This is a genomic window from Gilliamella sp. Choc4-2, from assembly GCF_001690355.1.
Classification (GTDB): Bacteria; Pseudomonadota; Gammaproteobacteria; order Enterobacterales; family Orbaceae; genus Gilliamella; species Gilliamella apicola_A.
In genome coordinates, this window is sequence record NZ_LZHG01000025.1 from 1 (window position 1) to 16,079 (window position 16,079).

Here is a 16,079-nt window from a genome sequence, read left to right on the forward strand (position 1 = left end):
TTAAGCAGATGTTTGCCGAACTGAGCTTAAAATCCCAGCTTCAGGAAGAAATCATAAAAAAGCTTTAGTGCCCACAAAGGCACGTAAAACGTGGGCACAGCAACTACAACAAAATCATTCAGTTACTATTACTATGAGTTGTGCCATTGTTGGCTTAAGCCGTTGTGCTTACTATTATAAACCTAAGTTACCGGATGATTCAGTGATTATTTCGGTGTTGAATGCTATCACGGAAAGGCATTTACGCTGGGGTTTTCCTAAATGTTTTAATCGTATCAGAAAGCTCGGCTATAAATGGAATCATAAACGGGTATATCGGGTGTATTGTGAATTAAAGCTTAACCTCAGGGTAAAGCGTAAAAAACGTATTCCTCTACGATGCCCGGAAAGGTTATTAGTCCCCAATAAACAAGGTGAATGTTGGTCAATGGATTTTATGAGTGACAGTAGCCGTAATCAACGTCGCTTTAGGACATTCAATGTCATTGATGACTTTAATCGTGAGGCGTTAGGGATTGATATTGCAGTAAGCTTACCAGCAGGAAGGATTACCCGTTACTTAGATAAACTGGCCGAATATCATGGGTATCCATTAAAAATACGAGTCGATAATGGACCAGAATTCACCGGAAACACGTTTACTAATTGGGCAAAAACACATGGTATAACTATAGATTACATCAAACCCGGTAGCCCTTATCAAAATGGTTACATTGAACGATTTAATCGGACTTATCGAACTGAAGTGTTAGATTTATATCTTTTTAACAACCTAGCGCAAGCAAGGAGAATAACCGAAGAATGGTTAACGATTTATAACACCGAAAGGCCTCATGAGGCATTAAATAACATGACACCGATTGAGTATAAAACACTAAAACAAGCAGCTTAATTTTCTACGTGAGTTGTGTACTAAGTTGGGGGCATTTACACTTATCTGCTCGATTATCCGCCATTTTCTTTAGTTATTTGTCCTCAATTCAGTGTAGGATTTATTCTCATCACCTATGGGCTAAGTCAACTGTGCTCTTCAATGATCTTTATAATACTGATTCTTGGTACCCACAGGGAAAAAGCCAATTTTTACCTAGCGCCCACTGATGGGCTTATGCCACATGGTTCAACACAACATGTACTTAATACGGCGCTTAATTGGCGATTAAAATATCCTATTATAGAATACTGGTTAGGCGGGCTCAATTTACACCTAACTCACCATATATATCCCGGTTTCAGCCATCGACATTACTTGCGCTTAACGGCGATTATCCAACAAATATCCAAGCAATTTCAGATTGATTATCATGAAATTACTCTGCCTGAACTGTTTATATAGCAGCAAGTTTTTTTAAAACAAATGGGAAGGAAGAAATAAATGCTTTTTGAGGCATTGACAGTATTAAAGCTGAAAAGAATTCAGATAACTAAATTCCATGAGATGATTTCATCTTTAATTTGTAACTATCTAATCACACCATAAATGTGATTGATGACTTTAATAGTGATGTGTTAGACATTCTGATACAGCCATCAGTTCACTAGCAGGTAAGATTCCCCCATTATCTGGATAAACTGGCTGAATATGGGTATAAGATCGTTTTATGATTAAGGATTCAGTAATATCTTGGTTATTAAAATGATCTTGAGTTTTATAGTCAGTATCATTACTTAACAGTTGGTATTTTCTTTTTTTAAAAATAACAAATAACCTTTATCTCTTAATTGCTGCAAGGCGGAGCTAACCCATTAATCAATTACATTATTGTTTGGAAATTGCTCTTCAAATTGTGTTCAATATTGCTTAATGAGGTCTTTGTGAAAAGATATACTTGAACCAATTTGTTCGCAAAGTTGTTTAATAAATTTTAAAGTAAATTTTTGTCATTGATAATTGGATAATAAAGTGGCATTATCCAATTATCGCATTTTCATTGTTACGCATTGCAGTTAAATAAAATTCAGGATAAGAATGAATAGGAAAATTCTCATCAGCAAACTACACTGTTAAATCATCGAGCAATTTAAGATAATCATTATCATTGAAATCGCCTTTCCTTAAATTTTTGTTTTAATACTTTTACTTAAAATCAAAAATTTATATGGAAATTGTTATTTTAGTATGGCTAGGTTTTTTATGTAAAAAAATAATCCATATTTACTCAAGAATGTTTAAAAATATAACTCTTAGTAAAAAAAGTATTGCTTTATTATTTTATTGCTATAATATATCCACTTCTTTGACGCGGGGTGGAGCAGCTTGGTAGCTCGTCGGGCTCATAACCCGAAGGTCGTTGGTTCAAATCCAGCCCCCGCAACCAATTTTAGCTAGTCCGCAACAACTCCACAGTACTCCAAAAAAATATACTTTATCTTTATACCATCACTATTCCAATTTTGGCACTGCTAGCAATGTTGATACTGCTTCGCTAATGCGCCTTGCTATGTAGCTATTGTTCATGGTGTATAAGTGAATGCCATCGACATCTTGCGAAACTAAATCAACAATCTGATCAATTGCATAAGCAATACCGGCATCACGAAATGCTTCTGGATGGTGTTCGTATTTTTCCATCATTTGTTTGAATTTTTTAGGTAAATTCACCCCACACATTGATACCATACGCTCAATTTGGTTTTTATTGGTCACTGGCATGATGCCTGCTTCTATTGGAACATTAATGCCAATATCGCGAGATTTATCTAAAAATGTATAAAAATAATCATTATCAAAAAATAGCTGTGAAATAAGTTGATCGGTACCTGCATTGACCTTTTCTTTTAGGTGGATCAGATCTTGTTTTAGTGTTGCTGCTTCAAGGTGTCCTTCGGGATAGCATGCACCAATCACGTTAAAATCACCGTTTTCTTTAATGAATGTCACCAGTTCGCTGGCGTATCGAAAATCATCTTTAGGTTGCACATTCGGGCTAATGTCACCACGCAAAGCGAGCACATTATCAATTCCTGCACATTTAAGATCATGTAGGATTTTTTGCATTTCAGCTTTATCAAAATTGATCCCCGGCAAGTGAGCGACGCTTTCAATGCCATAAGTGTGTTTGACTGAGTGGGCAATATCAATGGTGGTTTGACCATTTAAGCTACCACCTGCACCATAAGTGACACTGATAAAATCAGGTTTAAAATAACCAAGTTCACGCAATGTACTATAAATTGTTTCTAGAGGTGAGTTTTTTTTAGGGGGAAAAACCTCAAAGGAGAATACGGTTTTTTTATTAAATAGTAGATTTGTTTTCATTTGTTTCATCCATTGGTTATGTCACTTATTGTCCTTATTGACACTTCCGCCGCCCAAATAGGCGGCGGAAACGTAAGGCTAAACAAAGCCTGATTTATTAATAAAAACGACTTTGTAAAAACATTGCTTAGTTCAGTGTTTTTCTTACTTCTAAAGTGGCTTGTACTAAATGTTGTAAGCTTTCAACCACTTCTTTTTCACCACGAGTTTTTAAACCACAATCTGGGTTGATCCACAATTTTTGGTTATCAATCTTCGCTAGTAACTTTTCAATTGTTGCTTTGATTTCGGCTACTGGTGGTACACGTGGTGAATGGATGTCATAAACCCCTGGTCCCACTTCAGTTTTGAAGTTGTTTGCATTAAGTACGTCAATCAACTGCAAATTAGAGCGAGAAGCCTCGAACGAAATAACATCAGCGTCCATTGCATCAATATCTTTAATAATGTCGGCAAATTCGCTATAACACATATGAGTGTGGATTTGCGTATCTGCTTGCACTTTGCTATGTACCAATCTAAACGCAGGGATCGCCCAATCAAGGTATTCACTGTTCCAATCGGCTTTACGTAGTGGTAATTTTTCTTTTAATGCCGCTTCGTCAATTTGAATGATCTTAATACCCGCTGCTTCAAGATCTAATACTTCATCACCAATTGCTAATGCTATTTGGAATACTGATTCTTTTTGAGAAATATCTTCTCGTGGGAATGACCAATTTAGAATAGTCACAGGTCCTGTTAACATACCTTTAACTGGTTTGTCTGTCAGGCTTTGTGCATATTTTGAATATGCAACAGTAATCGGTTTTGAGCGTGAAATATCACCCCAAACAATTGGTGGCTTAACGCAACGAGTACCATAAGATTGCACCCATGCTTTTTCAGTAAACACAAAGCCATTTAAGCTTTCACCAAAATATTCCACCATGTCATTACGTTCAAATTCACCATGAACTAACACATCAATGCCAATTTCTTCTTGTAATTTAATACATTCGGCAATTTTTTGTTGATTAAACTCAGTATATTCGTTCAGGCAAATTTCCCCTTTTTTGAATTTAGCACGATTTAAACGTACGTCAGGCGTTTGTGGGAATGATCCAATAGTGGTAGTTGGTAATAGTGGCAAATTAAAGGCCTTTTTCTGCGCAGCTTCACGCACTGAAAATTCAGGTAAACGAGTAAAGTCCGACTCTTTTAATGCGGCCACTTTTTGGCGTACTGCTTGATTTGCGCCCTCACGCTCACGAGTAAATAATGTTTGGTTAGCTTTATAAGCGGCATTATTTTCAGGATTTACATCTTTAAATAATTGACCAAGTTCAGCAAGTTCTTGTAGCTTTTCTTGTGCAAAAGCAAAATAAGCACGTTGTTGAATGGTTAATTTGGTCTCATTTTGCAATGTATAAGGAACATGCAGTAATGAACAAGAAGTATTGATTACAATATTTGCGGCTTTTTGTTTAATTTTGCCAAGTAATGCTAAGGTTTTTTGGTAATTGTTTTTCCAGATATTTTTTCCATTTACCACACCAGCAAATAAGACTTTATCGGCAGGGAAGCCATTGTTTTCAAGTAAAGCTAATGACTGTTTACCTTCAACAAAATCAAGACCAATACCATCAAAAGGTAAAGCGACAAGTTCTTTATAACAATCACGCACATCACCAAAATAGGTCTGTAGAACAATTTTGGTGTTACCTTTAACCGATAAAATCGCTTGATAAAGTTCGGTGAATAAAGCGATATCGTCTTTATTTAGGTCAGTGACTAAAATGGGGTCGTCAATTTGGATCCACTCAGCACCAAGCGTTGTGAATTTTTGGATGATGTCTTGATAAGCTTTAATAATATCAGCTTTAAAATCAACAAGCTGTTTTTTACCTAAATACTGCGCTAATTTAAAAAAAGTTAACGGCCCAACCACAACCGGTTTGGTTTGCACACCTAACGCTTTAGCTTCTTGATATTCGTCAAAAGGTTTAGTGCCTGTTAACTTAATTTGTACTGAATCTTCAATTTCAGGTACTAAATAGTGGTAATTGGTGTTAAACCATTTTTTCATAGCGAGTGCTCGCACATCGCCTTTTTCACCCTGATAACCACGTGCCATCGCAAAATAACGGTCAAGTTCAGGTAAACCTAAATCTTGGTAACGTTTTGGAATAACATTAAGTAAACACGCTGTATCTAACACCGCATCATAGAATGAAAAATCATTAGATGAAATAAAGGCAATTTTTTGAGCAGCTTGTTGTTTTAAATGCTCAGCTCGTAACGCTTTGGCTTCGTTTAATAATTCGGCTTGTGTTTTATTACCTTTAAAATAGGCTTCTGTTGCAAATTTAAGTTCACGAAGCTTACCAACTCGAGGATATCCAATAACAGCAGTATTCATTTTTATTTCCTTTTTATCGACTTTCTTTAGTGATAAAGAAGATAACAAAAAAAACAGATATTGAATAATTCTAGTTTTTTATTGGTTAATATAGTTTTTAACTATAACCGATAAAATAAAAAATCCCACTATAGTTAAATAGTAGGGTTTAGTATTAAGTGATTTAACTTAAATTATTGACGCCACTCGCCACGAATAGGTCTTGAAAAATGAGCAAGAACGGCAATCATACAAATTTCAATTGAAACGCCCCAATAGATATGACCCAAAATTTCGCTCCAAAGTTCATAGCCATTTAAATTCCATAACCAACCAACAGTACCTTCGGCATCATAAGCAGGATGACGAAAGCCAAGTAATGGAATTAAAAAACCATGCATAGAGATAGTAATAATCGTGCCATAAACAGCGCCATACCATAGTCGGATTTTGTTGCAATAATATGCACCAGCCACATAAACAAAGGCAAAAGCAAAACTGAATAACCAGTGATAAAGCGTTACCGCACCAGAAACAGTTGCTGTTTGATAAATATAATCAAGTGAATGAGAATCAATCCCTAACCAACCAAGCCATGCATCAATATGTGCCGCTGGAGGCGAAATTTCACCCGGGACACGAGGAGGCATATTAACCTCTGATCCCCACTTAACTAAAGCACTAATAAAACCACCAATGATTGTTGTCCAAATAATGATTTGACGATTTGTTTTATTTCCAAACATACTGGGTTTTCCACAATTACAATAATAGGTGTGTGAATTATACTCCAGTGTAATTTTGGATAAAAGAAGAATAGAAAGAATTAGCTAACGGTAAACGTAATTGAAATAATAGAAAGTGGCCATTTATTAAAAATAATCCGTTAAATTTTTATAAACGGTATTTTTATAGTCCACAATTAATTAGTATTTTTATTAATAATAATATAAAATTTTAGATTTTGTTATCGGCTTTAAGTATGGTTTATTTTCTTTACGTGCTTTATTTTTTAGAAGTGTGTTTTATCTTCCCGGGTTTGGGTAATAATGGAATAGGCACAATATCTCCACAGGAAATTATCAATTTCATTATTGTTGTTTTGTTTATTTTTAATTGTATTGTGAATTTTTTTTACATCCTATTAAAAAAGCATAAACGTAGAGCCGATTATATTGTTGTAGCACTGTTGTTTTCTTTTATTACTTTTGTACCAATTAACAACACGATGAAAGAAATTAATGATGCAAAAAGCATGGAAAGAATGGAAAATAATATAAAAATCCAATAAAAACAGCAAATGTAGGAAGAGTTGAGCAACAAATAAAAATAAACAAGAATTAAATAAGTCTCACTTAATAATAGTTACAGAATGCTTTATGGCTATGTCTACAGATATAATATAAATAAGATCTAAAAACTAACAAAAAACCAGACAGTGCAATAATTCTGTTTAATATACAAAAAAATCGACCCTATCCTAAATTTTGTGTTTTTGTCAGTTAAAGTGTAAATATCCCAAACTTAGTACACAGCTCACGTAGAAAATCATGCTGCTTGTTTTAGTTTTATACTCAATCGGTGTCATGTTATTTAATGCCTCATGCGGTCTTTCGGTATTATAAATCGTTAACCATTCTTCGGTTATTCTCCTTGTTTGTGCTAAGTTGTTAAAAAGATATAAATCGAGTACTTCAGTTCGATAGGTACGATTAAATCGTTCAATATACCAGTTTTGATAGGGACTACTGGGCTGGATATAATCAATGGTTATATCATGTGATTTAGCCCAGTCGATGAATGTTTTTCCGGTAAACTCCGGTCCATTATCCACTCGTATTTTGAGTGGATAGCCATGATATTCGGCCAGTTTATCCAGATAACGGGTAATCCTTATTAAATCCTCTTTTACTTTTATCATAGAGAATTTTCTACTTTTTTGCTGTACTATTTTAGGGGATAGTTACATCTTCGCCCCCTTCCCAAAAAACAAAAATACAACCCTGTATTTATTTACAGTGTTTTTACTGCTATACTGCCAATATTATAACTAGCCTTATGTATTAATTTATTATGATAACTCAACTCACTATTAATAATTTTGCTATTGTGGATCAGCTTCTTGTCGATTTTACTTCGGGTATGACTGCTATTACCGGCGAAACGGGAGCGGGGAAGTCGATTGCTATTGATGCATTGGGATTATGTTTAGGTAATCGTTCTGATGCTTCATCTATTCGACATGGAGCTGATCGTGTTGATATTTCTGCAAGTTTTTTACTTGATGATACGCATGCAGCTTTTGATTGGCTAAGCGAAAACCAACTTGATGAAGGTAATGAGTGCATTTTGCGACGAGTAATTAATCAAGATGGGCGTTCTAAAGCGTTTATTAATGGTCGAGCTGTTCCTATTTCGCAATTAAAAGATTTGGGGCAAATGTTGATTCAAATTCATGGGCAACATGCGCATCAACGCCTGTTACGCAGTGATTATCAGCAGTTGTTGTTAAATCATTATATGAATGAATCAACACTACTTGCCCAAATGCATCAAGCCTATAAGCAATGGAAAGAAGCAACACGGTTTTACCAGCAATACGAAATAACAAGGCAAGAGCGTGATGCGCATATGCAACTTTTGCAATATCAATTAAAAGAACTTAATGAATTTTCGCCCATTGAGGGGGAATTTCAACAAATTGATGAAGAGTACAAACGGCTATCTAATAGCGAACAGTTAATTAATCTAAGCCAACAATCAGTCATGCTATTAGATGAAGCTGATGATTATAATGTTAATAGCTTACTAAGTAGTGTAAAAAACAGCGTTCAAGAAATAGCTGAACTCGACCCTTGCTTAAATAGCGTTTATAACATGTTAGAAGAAGCCTCAATCCAAATTAAAGAGGCAAGTGATGAACTGCGCCACTATAGCGAGCGTTTAGAGCTCGATCCTGCTCGAGTCATGCAATTAGAACAGCGGCTATCTAAACAGATTGCTTTGGCGCGTAAACATCATGTTTCTCCCGAAGAATTACCAGATTTACATCAAACTTTGTTAGCTGAATTTAAACAAATTAATCAGCAAGATGAACAAAGTGAACAACTTAAAAATGATATTACTAAATACCATCAAATTGCCGTTGAAATTGCTACAAAATTGCATCAAAAAAGATTAACGATAAGCAAAACATTAGCTAAAAAAGTCACCACTATTATGCATGAATTATCTATGCCTAATGGACAATTTAGTATCGATATTGCTTTTGACGAAAATCGATTAAATGAAGATGGCGCTGATCAAGTCACTTTTTTAGTTAGTACTAATGCAGGGCAAAGCCCCCAACCACTGGCTAAAGTTGCTTCGGGTGGGGAATTATCGCGTATTGCTTTGGCAATTCAAGTTTTAACTGCGCAAAAAATGGATACGCCAGCTTTAATCTTTGATGAAATCGATGTTGGGATCAGCGGTTCAACCGCCGCAAAAGTGGGGCAACTATTAAGGCAGCTTGGACAATCAACTCAAGTAATTACCGTTACTCATTTACCACAAGTTGCAGGACAAGCTAATCAACACTATTTTGTTAGCAAACAAACTAATGGTAAAAAAACCACTACAGATATGCAAAAATTAAACGAAAATGGGCGGTTAAACGAGTTAGCGAGATTATTAGGCGGCGATAAAATTACAGATGCAACATTAGCCAATGCGAAAGAGCTACTTATTATCTAACTTAATTGTGGTAATATAACGCTTTCATTTTTGGTGTGAAGGAAGCATGATCATGAGTCTATCGGGTAAACGTATTTTGTTAGGGATTACTGGTGGGATTGCCGCTTATAAATGTCCTGACCTTGTTCGCCATTTAAAAAAATCTGGCGCGCAAGTGCATGTAGTTTTGACAGATTCTGCTAGCCATTTTGTCACTAAAATGACGCTTCAAGCTGTTTCTGGCAATCAGGTTTCTAGCGATCTCTTTGATCCATCGGCCGAGCTTTCTATGAGTCATATTGAACTTGCCAAATGGGCAGATTTAGTATTAATTGCGCCTGCAACCGCCAATATTATTGCTAAAATGGCAAATGGTATTGCCGATGATTTGTTATCAACAATTTGTTTAGCAACATCTTCGCCAATTGCTATTGCTCCGGCGATGAATCAACAAATGTATAAAGCTGCCGCAACTCAACATAATTTATCTGTATTAGCGTCAAGAAATACCTTAATTTTAGGTCCAGACAGTGGTTTTCAAGCTTGCGGTGATGTTGGACCAGGACGTATGCTTGAGCCGCTCACTATTGTTGAGGAAATAACCGACTATTTTAAATCAACCTCAGCACTTTCAGATATATCAATTACCATTACAGCAGGCCCAACAATCGAAGAAATCGATCCAGTTCGTTATATTAGTAATTACAGTTCAGGAAAAATGGGATTTGCAATTGCAAATGCCGCTGCTCAAATGGGTGCTAATGTCACATTAATTAGTGGACCAGTTCACTTACATACGCCGAATAGTGTCAACCGAATTGACGTTAAAAGTGCTAAACAGATGTACGATGAAGCAATGAATCACGCTAAAAAATCAAATATTTTTATTTCTTGTGCCGCTGTTGCCGATTATCATGCTAAAACAATTGCGACACAAAAAATTAAAAAAACGGGTGATAACGATGAACTTGTGATTGAATTAGTTAAAAATCCCGATATTGTAGCTAATATTGCAGCACTAAAAACACATCGCCCTTTTGTGGTAGGGTTTGCCGCTGAAACTAATGATGTTAAAACTTATGCACTAAAAAAATTAACCGCAAAAAATTTAGATTTAATTTGTGCTAATGATGTTTCCGATAAAACCATTGGCTTTAATTCCGATCAAAATGCATTAACACTGTATTGGCAAAATGGTGAGCAAACGTTACCATTAAGCAGTAAAAATCAATTAGCAACACAGTTACTTCAAACTGTTATAACACGATATAAAGCGAGTCATGATGAAAAGAAAAATTGATATAAAAGTATTAGACAAACGTTTAGGTAACAAATTTCCTCTACCTACTTATGCAACTGAAGGATCTGCAGGCATTGATTTAAGAGCAATGTTTGATAAAACAACCGAAATAAAACCAGGAGAAACTATCTTAACGCCGACTGGTTTATCCATGCATATTGCTGATCCTAGTTTAGCTGCTTTAGTGTTACCGCGTTCAGGGCTTGGTTCAAAAAATGGTATTGTACTTGGTAATTTGGTGGGTTTGATTGATTCAGATTATCAAGGACAACTATTTGTTCCTGTTTGGAATCGAAGCCAAACTCCTTTTGTGATTGAAGCAGGCGATCGAATTGCTCAACTAATCATTGTTCCGGTTGTACAAGCCGAATTTAACATTGTTGATGAATTTGTTGAATCAGTACGAGGCGAAGGTGGTTTTGGACATTCGGGTAAAAAATGATCGTGAGTAGCAAAAATAGAAATCGCAAAGAAGATATCTTACAAGCATTGGCAAAAATGCTTGAATCTAATGAAGGCACTCAAAGAATAACTACAGCCAAATTAGCTGCAACAGTAGGTGTTTCTGAAGCAGCTTTATATCGACATTTTCCGAGTAAAACAAAAATGTTTGAAAGTTTAATTGTCTATATTGAAGATATCTTGTTATCCCGTATAAATGTGATCATGCATGAAGAGCCAAATACATTTACTCGGTTACAACTTATTCTTGCTTTGATATTAGGATTTTCTGAAAAGAACCCAGGATTAACCAGAATTATGACTGGGCACGCATTAATGTTTGAGCAAGATCAGTTACAAGAACGTATTAACCAGCTATTTGAACGAATTGAAACTCAAATTAAACAAGTTTTACGTGAGCGAAAAATTCGTGAAGGTGTTGCCTTCATAACTGATGAACGTATTTTATCTAGCCAATTATTAGCTTTTTGCGAGGGAATGATGGCACGTTATTCTCGTTCAGGTTTTAAATATCTACCAACAACTAATTTTGATATACGTTGGAATTTATTAGCCAAGCAACTGCTTTAACCAATTTCATAATTAAATTCTTTAATAAAAAATTTTTATTACCTATTGATGAGGATAATAATATGAATTTTGAAGATTTTTTAAATTATACTCTTTCATTTATCAAAAAATATGATGGGGTAGTATTTAGCTATATCGCTCATTTTTGCTTTGCTATTATTATTTTTGTTATTGGTAGAACCATCGCTAAATTTATTAGTAACCAATTAAAAAGAATATTAACAAATCGGCATGTCGATCCAACTGTTGTTAAATTTGTCAGTGCTTTATCATACTATGCAACCTTTTTAGTGACATTGGTTGCTGTTTTAGGTCAATTAGGGGTACAAACAGCCTCAATTGTTGCTGTTATCGGTGCTGCTGGTTTAGCGATTGGTTTAGCATTACAAGGCTCGCTATCTAACTTTGCAGCTGGTGTTATTTTAATTATTTTTCGTCCATTTAAAGTGGGTGAAATGGTCGTTATCAATAGCCAGCAAGGGATTATTGATTCTATCCAAATTTTTTCAACTTCTATTGTTACACCCACTAATGAACTAGTGGTGATCCCTAATAGCCAGGTAGTTAGTGCCAATATTATTAACTATACACGTTTGCCTGAAAGGCGTTTAGATCTGGTAATAAATGTTAGTTATAACTCAGATATTCAAAAAGTTTATCAAGTATTAAAACAAGCAGTTGATAAAACTAATAATATATTAACTTCAAAAGAGCCTACCATTCGATTAGATGTTTTAGATGCTTCTTCAATGAATTTTAATGTTTTAGTTTGGACATTAAATGAAAATTATGGAGTAGTAAAAGGTAAGTTGCTTGAAAATATCAAAAATGGATTAACTGAAAATAATATCGATATTCCATATCCAACAATGGATGTAAACCTGAAGTCTAAGTAACAGTTTATTAAAAACTTCATTGATCCGTTTCAATAGAAGTTTATTTATCATTTATTAGCAATTAAATATCTTGATCCATATTTAACGCCGGTTTTTCACAATCTGGACAACCAACAACTGTTGCTGGCACACCAGCAACAGTTGTATGCTGCGGTACATGATCTAATACGACAGATCCTGCTCCAATTTTAGCACCTTTGCCTATTTCAATATTACCTAAAATCGTTGAATGAGCTCCAATCATCACTCCTTCACGAATTTTTGGATGGCGATCACCATTTTCTTTACCCGTTCCGCCTAATGTAACCGATTGTAAAATAGAAACATCATTTTCAATTACCACCGTTTCTCCAATCACAATACCTGTTGCGTGATCAAACATTACTCCACAGCCAATTTTTGCCGCAGGGTGAATATCAACGCCAAATACAATCGCAATTTGGCTTTGTAAAAAAACCGCCAATGACTTACGATTTTGCTTCCAAAGCCAATGTGCAATTCGATAAGCTTGCAAGGATAAAAATCCTTTGTAATAAAGAAGTGGTGTTGAATAATAATTAGTGGCCGGGTCGCGAATATAAACAGCCATGATATCGCATATAGCTGACTGAATAATATTTTGGTCCGCTTGATAAGCCTGCCTAGCAATTTCACGAATTTCAATAGCGGGCATAACCTGAGAAACAAGTTTATTAGCTAAAATATAGCTTAAAGCACTACCCAAATTTTCATGATTGAGTAAAGTTGCATGGAAATAACTAGCTAGCATCGGCTCGCTTTCAACTAACTCTGAGGCTTCTTGTCGAATGGTTTGCCATAACATTTCTGGTTTCACAGCTATTTTTTTATCGTTCACTACAACTCCCTATACATATTAACTAAAATTATTAATATTGTTTCGCAAACTTTCCTTATAAGCAAGGATTGTATTGATTTAACATCAATAAAAATAAAAATGGAAACTATATGTCCCCATTTTTATAATTATTAGAGCTAATTTAAAATTATTGTTGTTTTGCTTTTTTCTCGTCACTTAAAGTAAATATAGCTATTATCGAAGTAATCAAAACAACACCAGCAAGCACATAAAATGTTGTCGCATATCCTGTATTATCAAATAATTTACCCACAAACCATGACAACACAATAACGCCAAGATTTGATGAAATATTAAAACCAACTAAATAAAGTGTAGCAGATAACCGAGCATCAAAATTACCTACAATATATTTAAACATCGCCAAAATAAATAATGGAATTTCAATTGCATGAAATAACTTAACGAATGATATCAGATAAATATTATCTAACGTTGCAGATAATGCAATTCGGCAAATCATAACTAGTGCAGCAACTAATAGCGATTTTTTAGCCCCCATTTTGTGAATAAAATAAGGAGCAATAATCATACAAGTTGCTTCTAAAAAGACTTGGAAGGAATTTAAATAACCGTAAATTTGATAGCCATCTTCTGGTTTTTCAAAAAAACCAGTATAAAAATTAGGAAATAACTGCTGATCATAGATAGTATAAAAACTATAAGTACCAATAACAAAAAACACAAACAACCAAAATTTTTTCAAACCAAACAACGATAAAATTTCACCCATTGTTGGTATAGTCGTTGTTTTTTCTACTAAAGCAGTATCGTTATTTTCAGTTGGTGATGCTTGATATTGTTTTGGCTTAAATATCATATTAATGGTAAAAAAGATAACCGCAACACCCGACGCCATCCAAAAGTTAATATGAGGATCAATGCCAAATAAAATACCGGCAACAAACGTGGCAGCAGCATAACCAAATGATCCCCAAAAACGAGCAGGACCAAATTCAAAGCCAAATAATCGACTAATACGTTCAATAAAAGAGTCAATCAAAGCACTACCTGAAATAAAGCTAGCACTTAAAACGGGTGCTCCGAAACAAACACCCCAAATAAAATCATTTTTTAATAAAGGCTCATACACATAAATTAAAAAAGGACCAATAAGAACCATGATAATACTTTGGAAGGTCACTACCGCTTTACCTATTTGTAATTTATCTTGAATAATGCCATAGAAAATCATGAAAAACATGGCCGCGGCAGAATTAGCCGCATAAACAATACCTAACTGCTCACCGGATAAGTCAATTTTACTTTTTAACCAAATTGCGTAAAAAGACCACCACATCGACCACGCAGCATAAAAGGTAATAAGGTAACCAGACGAGAACCAATAGTTTCTATTTTTTATCATATTCATGTTTATTACTCTTATATTGTTGAAATATCGAATAAGTTTAACGTTAACATGCTAATATTAACATTATTGCCATATTTGATACGAAATAGATAGAACCAATTATCATAAATGTTACTTACCTCACACTTTTTATCATTTCTATTTGTGATATCATCATGCATAGTAATGATTGATAATCATTTTTATCTTGTAAAACAAGAGGATTTAACTATGGCTTCACTTAAGGATGTTGCAAAGCTAGCTTCTGTTTCATTAATGACGGTTTCACGCGCAATAAATAATCCTGAAAAATTAAATAAAGAAACTTACAAACGCGTTAAACAAGCTATTAAGCACCTTAATTACGTACCTGACTTATCGGCAAGAAAGATTCGTGGTGATAAATCAGGACCAAGTGCAATTGGTGTTTTGGCATTAGAAACAGCAATGACACCATTTTCGGTAGAATTACTACAAGCCATAGAAAAGACCGCACAAAATCATGGATGGAATACCTTTATTGTTAATTTATTTGATGATAAAGATGCCGATCATGCCATTAATACCCTACTGTCATATCGCCCTGACGGTATCATCTATACAACAATGGGATTAAAAAAAGTTGAACTACCTGAAAAGTTATTAGATAAAAACGTTGTATTAGCTAATTGCATAAGCGATTCAAAACAACTCGCTTGCTACATTCCAAATGACTATTTGGGTCAATATCAAGCCATGCAACAAGTAATAAAGAAAGGCTATAAAAAACCATTATGCATCTATTTATCAGAAACCACATTAGCAGGAAAAACTAGACGTAAAGCTGTTGAGCAAGCGTGGTTAGATGCCGGTTACAATTTAAATGAGATTACTAGTTACCATACCTCAACTTTATCAGATGATCTTGCTCAAGAATATATGATGACGGTTGATATACTCAAACAGCATTGTAATAAAAAACCCGATTTTGATGTATTAATTTGTGGTAATGATCGAATAGCTTTTGTTGCTTATCAATATTTACTCGGTCAAGGACTTCATATTCCTTCTGATGTGGCTGTATTAGGTTACGATAACATGGTAGGTACTGGTGAACTATTTTATCCACCACTGACAACAGTGCAATTGCCTCATTATGAGATTGGAGAACAAGCAGCTTTACATATAATTAATAACAAAAACCAAAAACAGATAATACAGGTAGCATCACCTTATTTAGAAAGGAATTCATTATAGCTTACTTAAATTGACCGCCAAATGGCGATCAATT

14 protein-coding genes and 1 tRNA gene are annotated in these 16,079 nt (G+C 34.7%); 9 read left to right on the plus strand and 6 right to left on the minus strand.

The window, feature by feature from the left end:
* Positions 1-67 precede the first annotated feature (67 nt).
* The 3 genes from A9G34_RS03655 to A9G34_RS03665 all read left to right on the plus strand — a co-directional run bounded on the left by A9G34_RS03655 (position 68) and on the right by A9G34_RS03665 (position 2,318).
* The gene (locus tag A9G34_RS03655; protein WP_081295259.1) at positions 68-892 is read left to right on the plus strand and encodes an IS3 family transposase; all 825 of its coding nucleotides are present in this window, start codon (positions 68-70) and stop codon (positions 890-892) included.
* A 108-nt stretch (positions 893-1,000) separates the two neighbouring features.
* Positions 1,001-1,336 (plus strand): fatty acid desaturase, encoded by a 336-nt coding sequence (locus A9G34_RS03660; RefSeq protein WP_255305663.1) that lies wholly within the window; start codon positions 1,001-1,003, stop codon positions 1,334-1,336.
* A 905-nt stretch (positions 1,337-2,241) separates the two neighbouring features.
* Positions 2,242-2,318: transfer RNA gene (locus tag A9G34_RS03665), tRNA-Met, on the plus strand.
* A 65-nt stretch (positions 2,319-2,383) separates the two neighbouring features.
* On the opposite strand, the gene metF is transcribed toward A9G34_RS03665, so the two are convergent.
* From metF to A9G34_RS03690, 4 genes are all read right to left on the minus strand, one after another.
* On the minus strand, positions 2,384-3,259 hold the full coding sequence (metF, locus tag A9G34_RS03670; protein WP_065568899.1) for a methylenetetrahydrofolate reductase [NAD(P)H]: 876 nt from the start codon (positions 3,257-3,259) through the stop codon (positions 2,384-2,386).
* Positions 3,260-3,386: 127 nt separating this feature from the next.
* Positions 3,387-5,660: a 5-methyltetrahydropteroyltriglutamate--homocysteine S-methyltransferase gene (gene metE, locus A9G34_RS03675; RefSeq protein WP_065568900.1), complete on the minus strand. Its 2,274-nt coding sequence runs from the start codon at positions 5,658-5,660 to the stop codon at positions 3,387-3,389.
* A 173-nt stretch (positions 5,661-5,833) separates the two neighbouring features.
* The gene (locus A9G34_RS03680; protein WP_034909547.1) at positions 5,834-6,385 is read right to left on the minus strand and encodes a DUF1440 domain-containing protein; all 552 of its coding nucleotides are present in this window, start codon (positions 6,383-6,385) and stop codon (positions 5,834-5,836) included.
* A gap of 752 nt (positions 6,386-7,137) precedes the next feature.
* Positions 7,138-7,590, minus strand: a complete 453-nt coding sequence (locus A9G34_RS03690) for an integrase core domain-containing protein (protein ID WP_442902650.1) — start codon at positions 7,588-7,590, stop codon at positions 7,138-7,140.
* Between the two features lie 122 nt (positions 7,591-7,712).
* Between A9G34_RS03690 and recN the strand changes: the two genes are divergently transcribed.
* The 5 genes from recN to A9G34_RS03715 all read left to right on the plus strand — a co-directional run bounded on the left by recN (position 7,713) and on the right by A9G34_RS03715 (position 12,581).
* Positions 7,713-9,374, plus strand: coding sequence for a DNA repair protein RecN (gene recN / locus A9G34_RS03695; protein WP_065568903.1), 1,662 nt, complete (start codon positions 7,713-7,715; stop codon positions 9,372-9,374).
* A gap of 52 nt (positions 9,375-9,426) precedes the next feature.
* Positions 9,427-10,653: a bifunctional phosphopantothenoylcysteine decarboxylase/phosphopantothenate--cysteine ligase CoaBC gene (gene coaBC, locus A9G34_RS03700; protein WP_065568904.1), complete on the plus strand. Its 1,227-nt coding sequence runs from the start codon at positions 9,427-9,429 to the stop codon at positions 10,651-10,653.
* Complete coding sequence (gene dut, locus A9G34_RS03705; RefSeq protein ID WP_065568905.1) at positions 10,637-11,095, plus strand: dUTP diphosphatase; 459 nt, start codon at positions 10,637-10,639, stop codon at positions 11,093-11,095. Before coaBC ends, dut begins: the two co-directional genes overlap by 17 nt.
* A complete protein-coding gene (gene slmA, locus A9G34_RS03710) occupies positions 11,092-11,685 on the plus strand; it encodes a nucleoid occlusion factor SlmA (protein ID WP_065568906.1) in 594 nt (197 codons plus the stop codon). Before dut ends, slmA begins: the two co-directional genes overlap by 4 nt.
* Before the next feature lie 62 nt (positions 11,686-11,747).
* Positions 11,748-12,581, plus strand: a complete 834-nt coding sequence (locus A9G34_RS03715; RefSeq protein ID WP_065568929.1) for a mechanosensitive ion channel domain-containing protein — start codon at positions 11,748-11,750, stop codon at positions 12,579-12,581.
* A 61-nt stretch (positions 12,582-12,642) separates the two neighbouring features.
* Here A9G34_RS03715 and cysE read toward each other — a convergent pair whose 3' ends face one another.
* Together cysE and A9G34_RS03725 are read right to left on the minus strand one after the other, a co-directional pair.
* The gene (cysE, locus tag A9G34_RS03720) at positions 12,643-13,404 is read right to left on the minus strand and encodes a serine O-acetyltransferase (protein WP_065568930.1); all 762 of its coding nucleotides are present in this window, start codon (positions 13,402-13,404) and stop codon (positions 12,643-12,645) included.
* Positions 13,405-13,585: 181 nt separating this feature from the next.
* Positions 13,586-14,830, minus strand: coding sequence for an oligosaccharide MFS transporter (locus A9G34_RS03725; RefSeq protein ID WP_065568907.1), 1,245 nt, complete (start codon positions 14,828-14,830; stop codon positions 13,586-13,588).
* A 210-nt stretch (positions 14,831-15,040) separates the two neighbouring features.
* Between A9G34_RS03725 and A9G34_RS03730 the strand changes: the two genes are divergently transcribed.
* A complete protein-coding gene (locus tag A9G34_RS03730; protein WP_065568908.1) occupies positions 15,041-16,045 on the plus strand; it encodes a LacI family DNA-binding transcriptional regulator in 1,005 nt (334 codons plus the stop codon).
* Positions 16,046-16,079 lie beyond the last annotated feature (34 nt).

What these genes read in the sequence shown, in the direction of transcription:
- metF (WP_065568899.1), bottom strand. Translation starts at nt 3,259, where the DNA reads ATGAAAACAAATCTACTATTTAATAAAAAAACCGTATTCTCCTTTGAG.
- metE (WP_065568900.1), bottom strand. Translation starts at nt 5,660, where the DNA reads ATGAATACTGCTGTTATTGGATATCCTCGAGTTGGTAAGCTTCGTGAA.
- A9G34_RS03680 (WP_034909547.1), bottom strand. Translation starts at nt 6,385, where the DNA reads ATGTTTGGAAATAAAACAAATCGTCAAATCATTATTTGGACAACAATC.
- recN (WP_065568903.1), top strand. Translation starts at nt 7,713, where the DNA reads ATGATAACTCAACTCACTATTAATAATTTTGCTATTGTGGATCAGCTT.
- coaBC (WP_065568904.1), top strand. Translation starts at nt 9,427, where the DNA reads ATGAGTCTATCGGGTAAACGTATTTTGTTAGGGATTACTGGTGGGATT.
- dut (WP_065568905.1), top strand. Translation starts at nt 10,637, where the DNA reads ATGAAAAGAAAAATTGATATAAAAGTATTAGACAAACGTTTAGGTAAC.
- slmA (WP_065568906.1), top strand. Translation starts at nt 11,092, where the DNA reads ATGATCGTGAGTAGCAAAAATAGAAATCGCAAAGAAGATATCTTACAA.
- A9G34_RS03715 (WP_065568929.1), top strand. Translation starts at nt 11,748, where the DNA reads ATGAATTTTGAAGATTTTTTAAATTATACTCTTTCATTTATCAAAAAA.
- cysE (WP_065568930.1), bottom strand. Translation starts at nt 13,404, where the DNA reads ATGTTATGGCAAACCATTCGACAAGAAGCCTCAGAGTTAGTTGAAAGC.
- A9G34_RS03725 (WP_065568907.1), bottom strand. Translation starts at nt 14,830, where the DNA reads ATGAATATGATAAAAAATAGAAACTATTGGTTCTCGTCTGGTTACCTT.
- A9G34_RS03730 (WP_065568908.1), top strand. Translation starts at nt 15,041, where the DNA reads ATGGCTTCACTTAAGGATGTTGCAAAGCTAGCTTCTGTTTCATTAATG.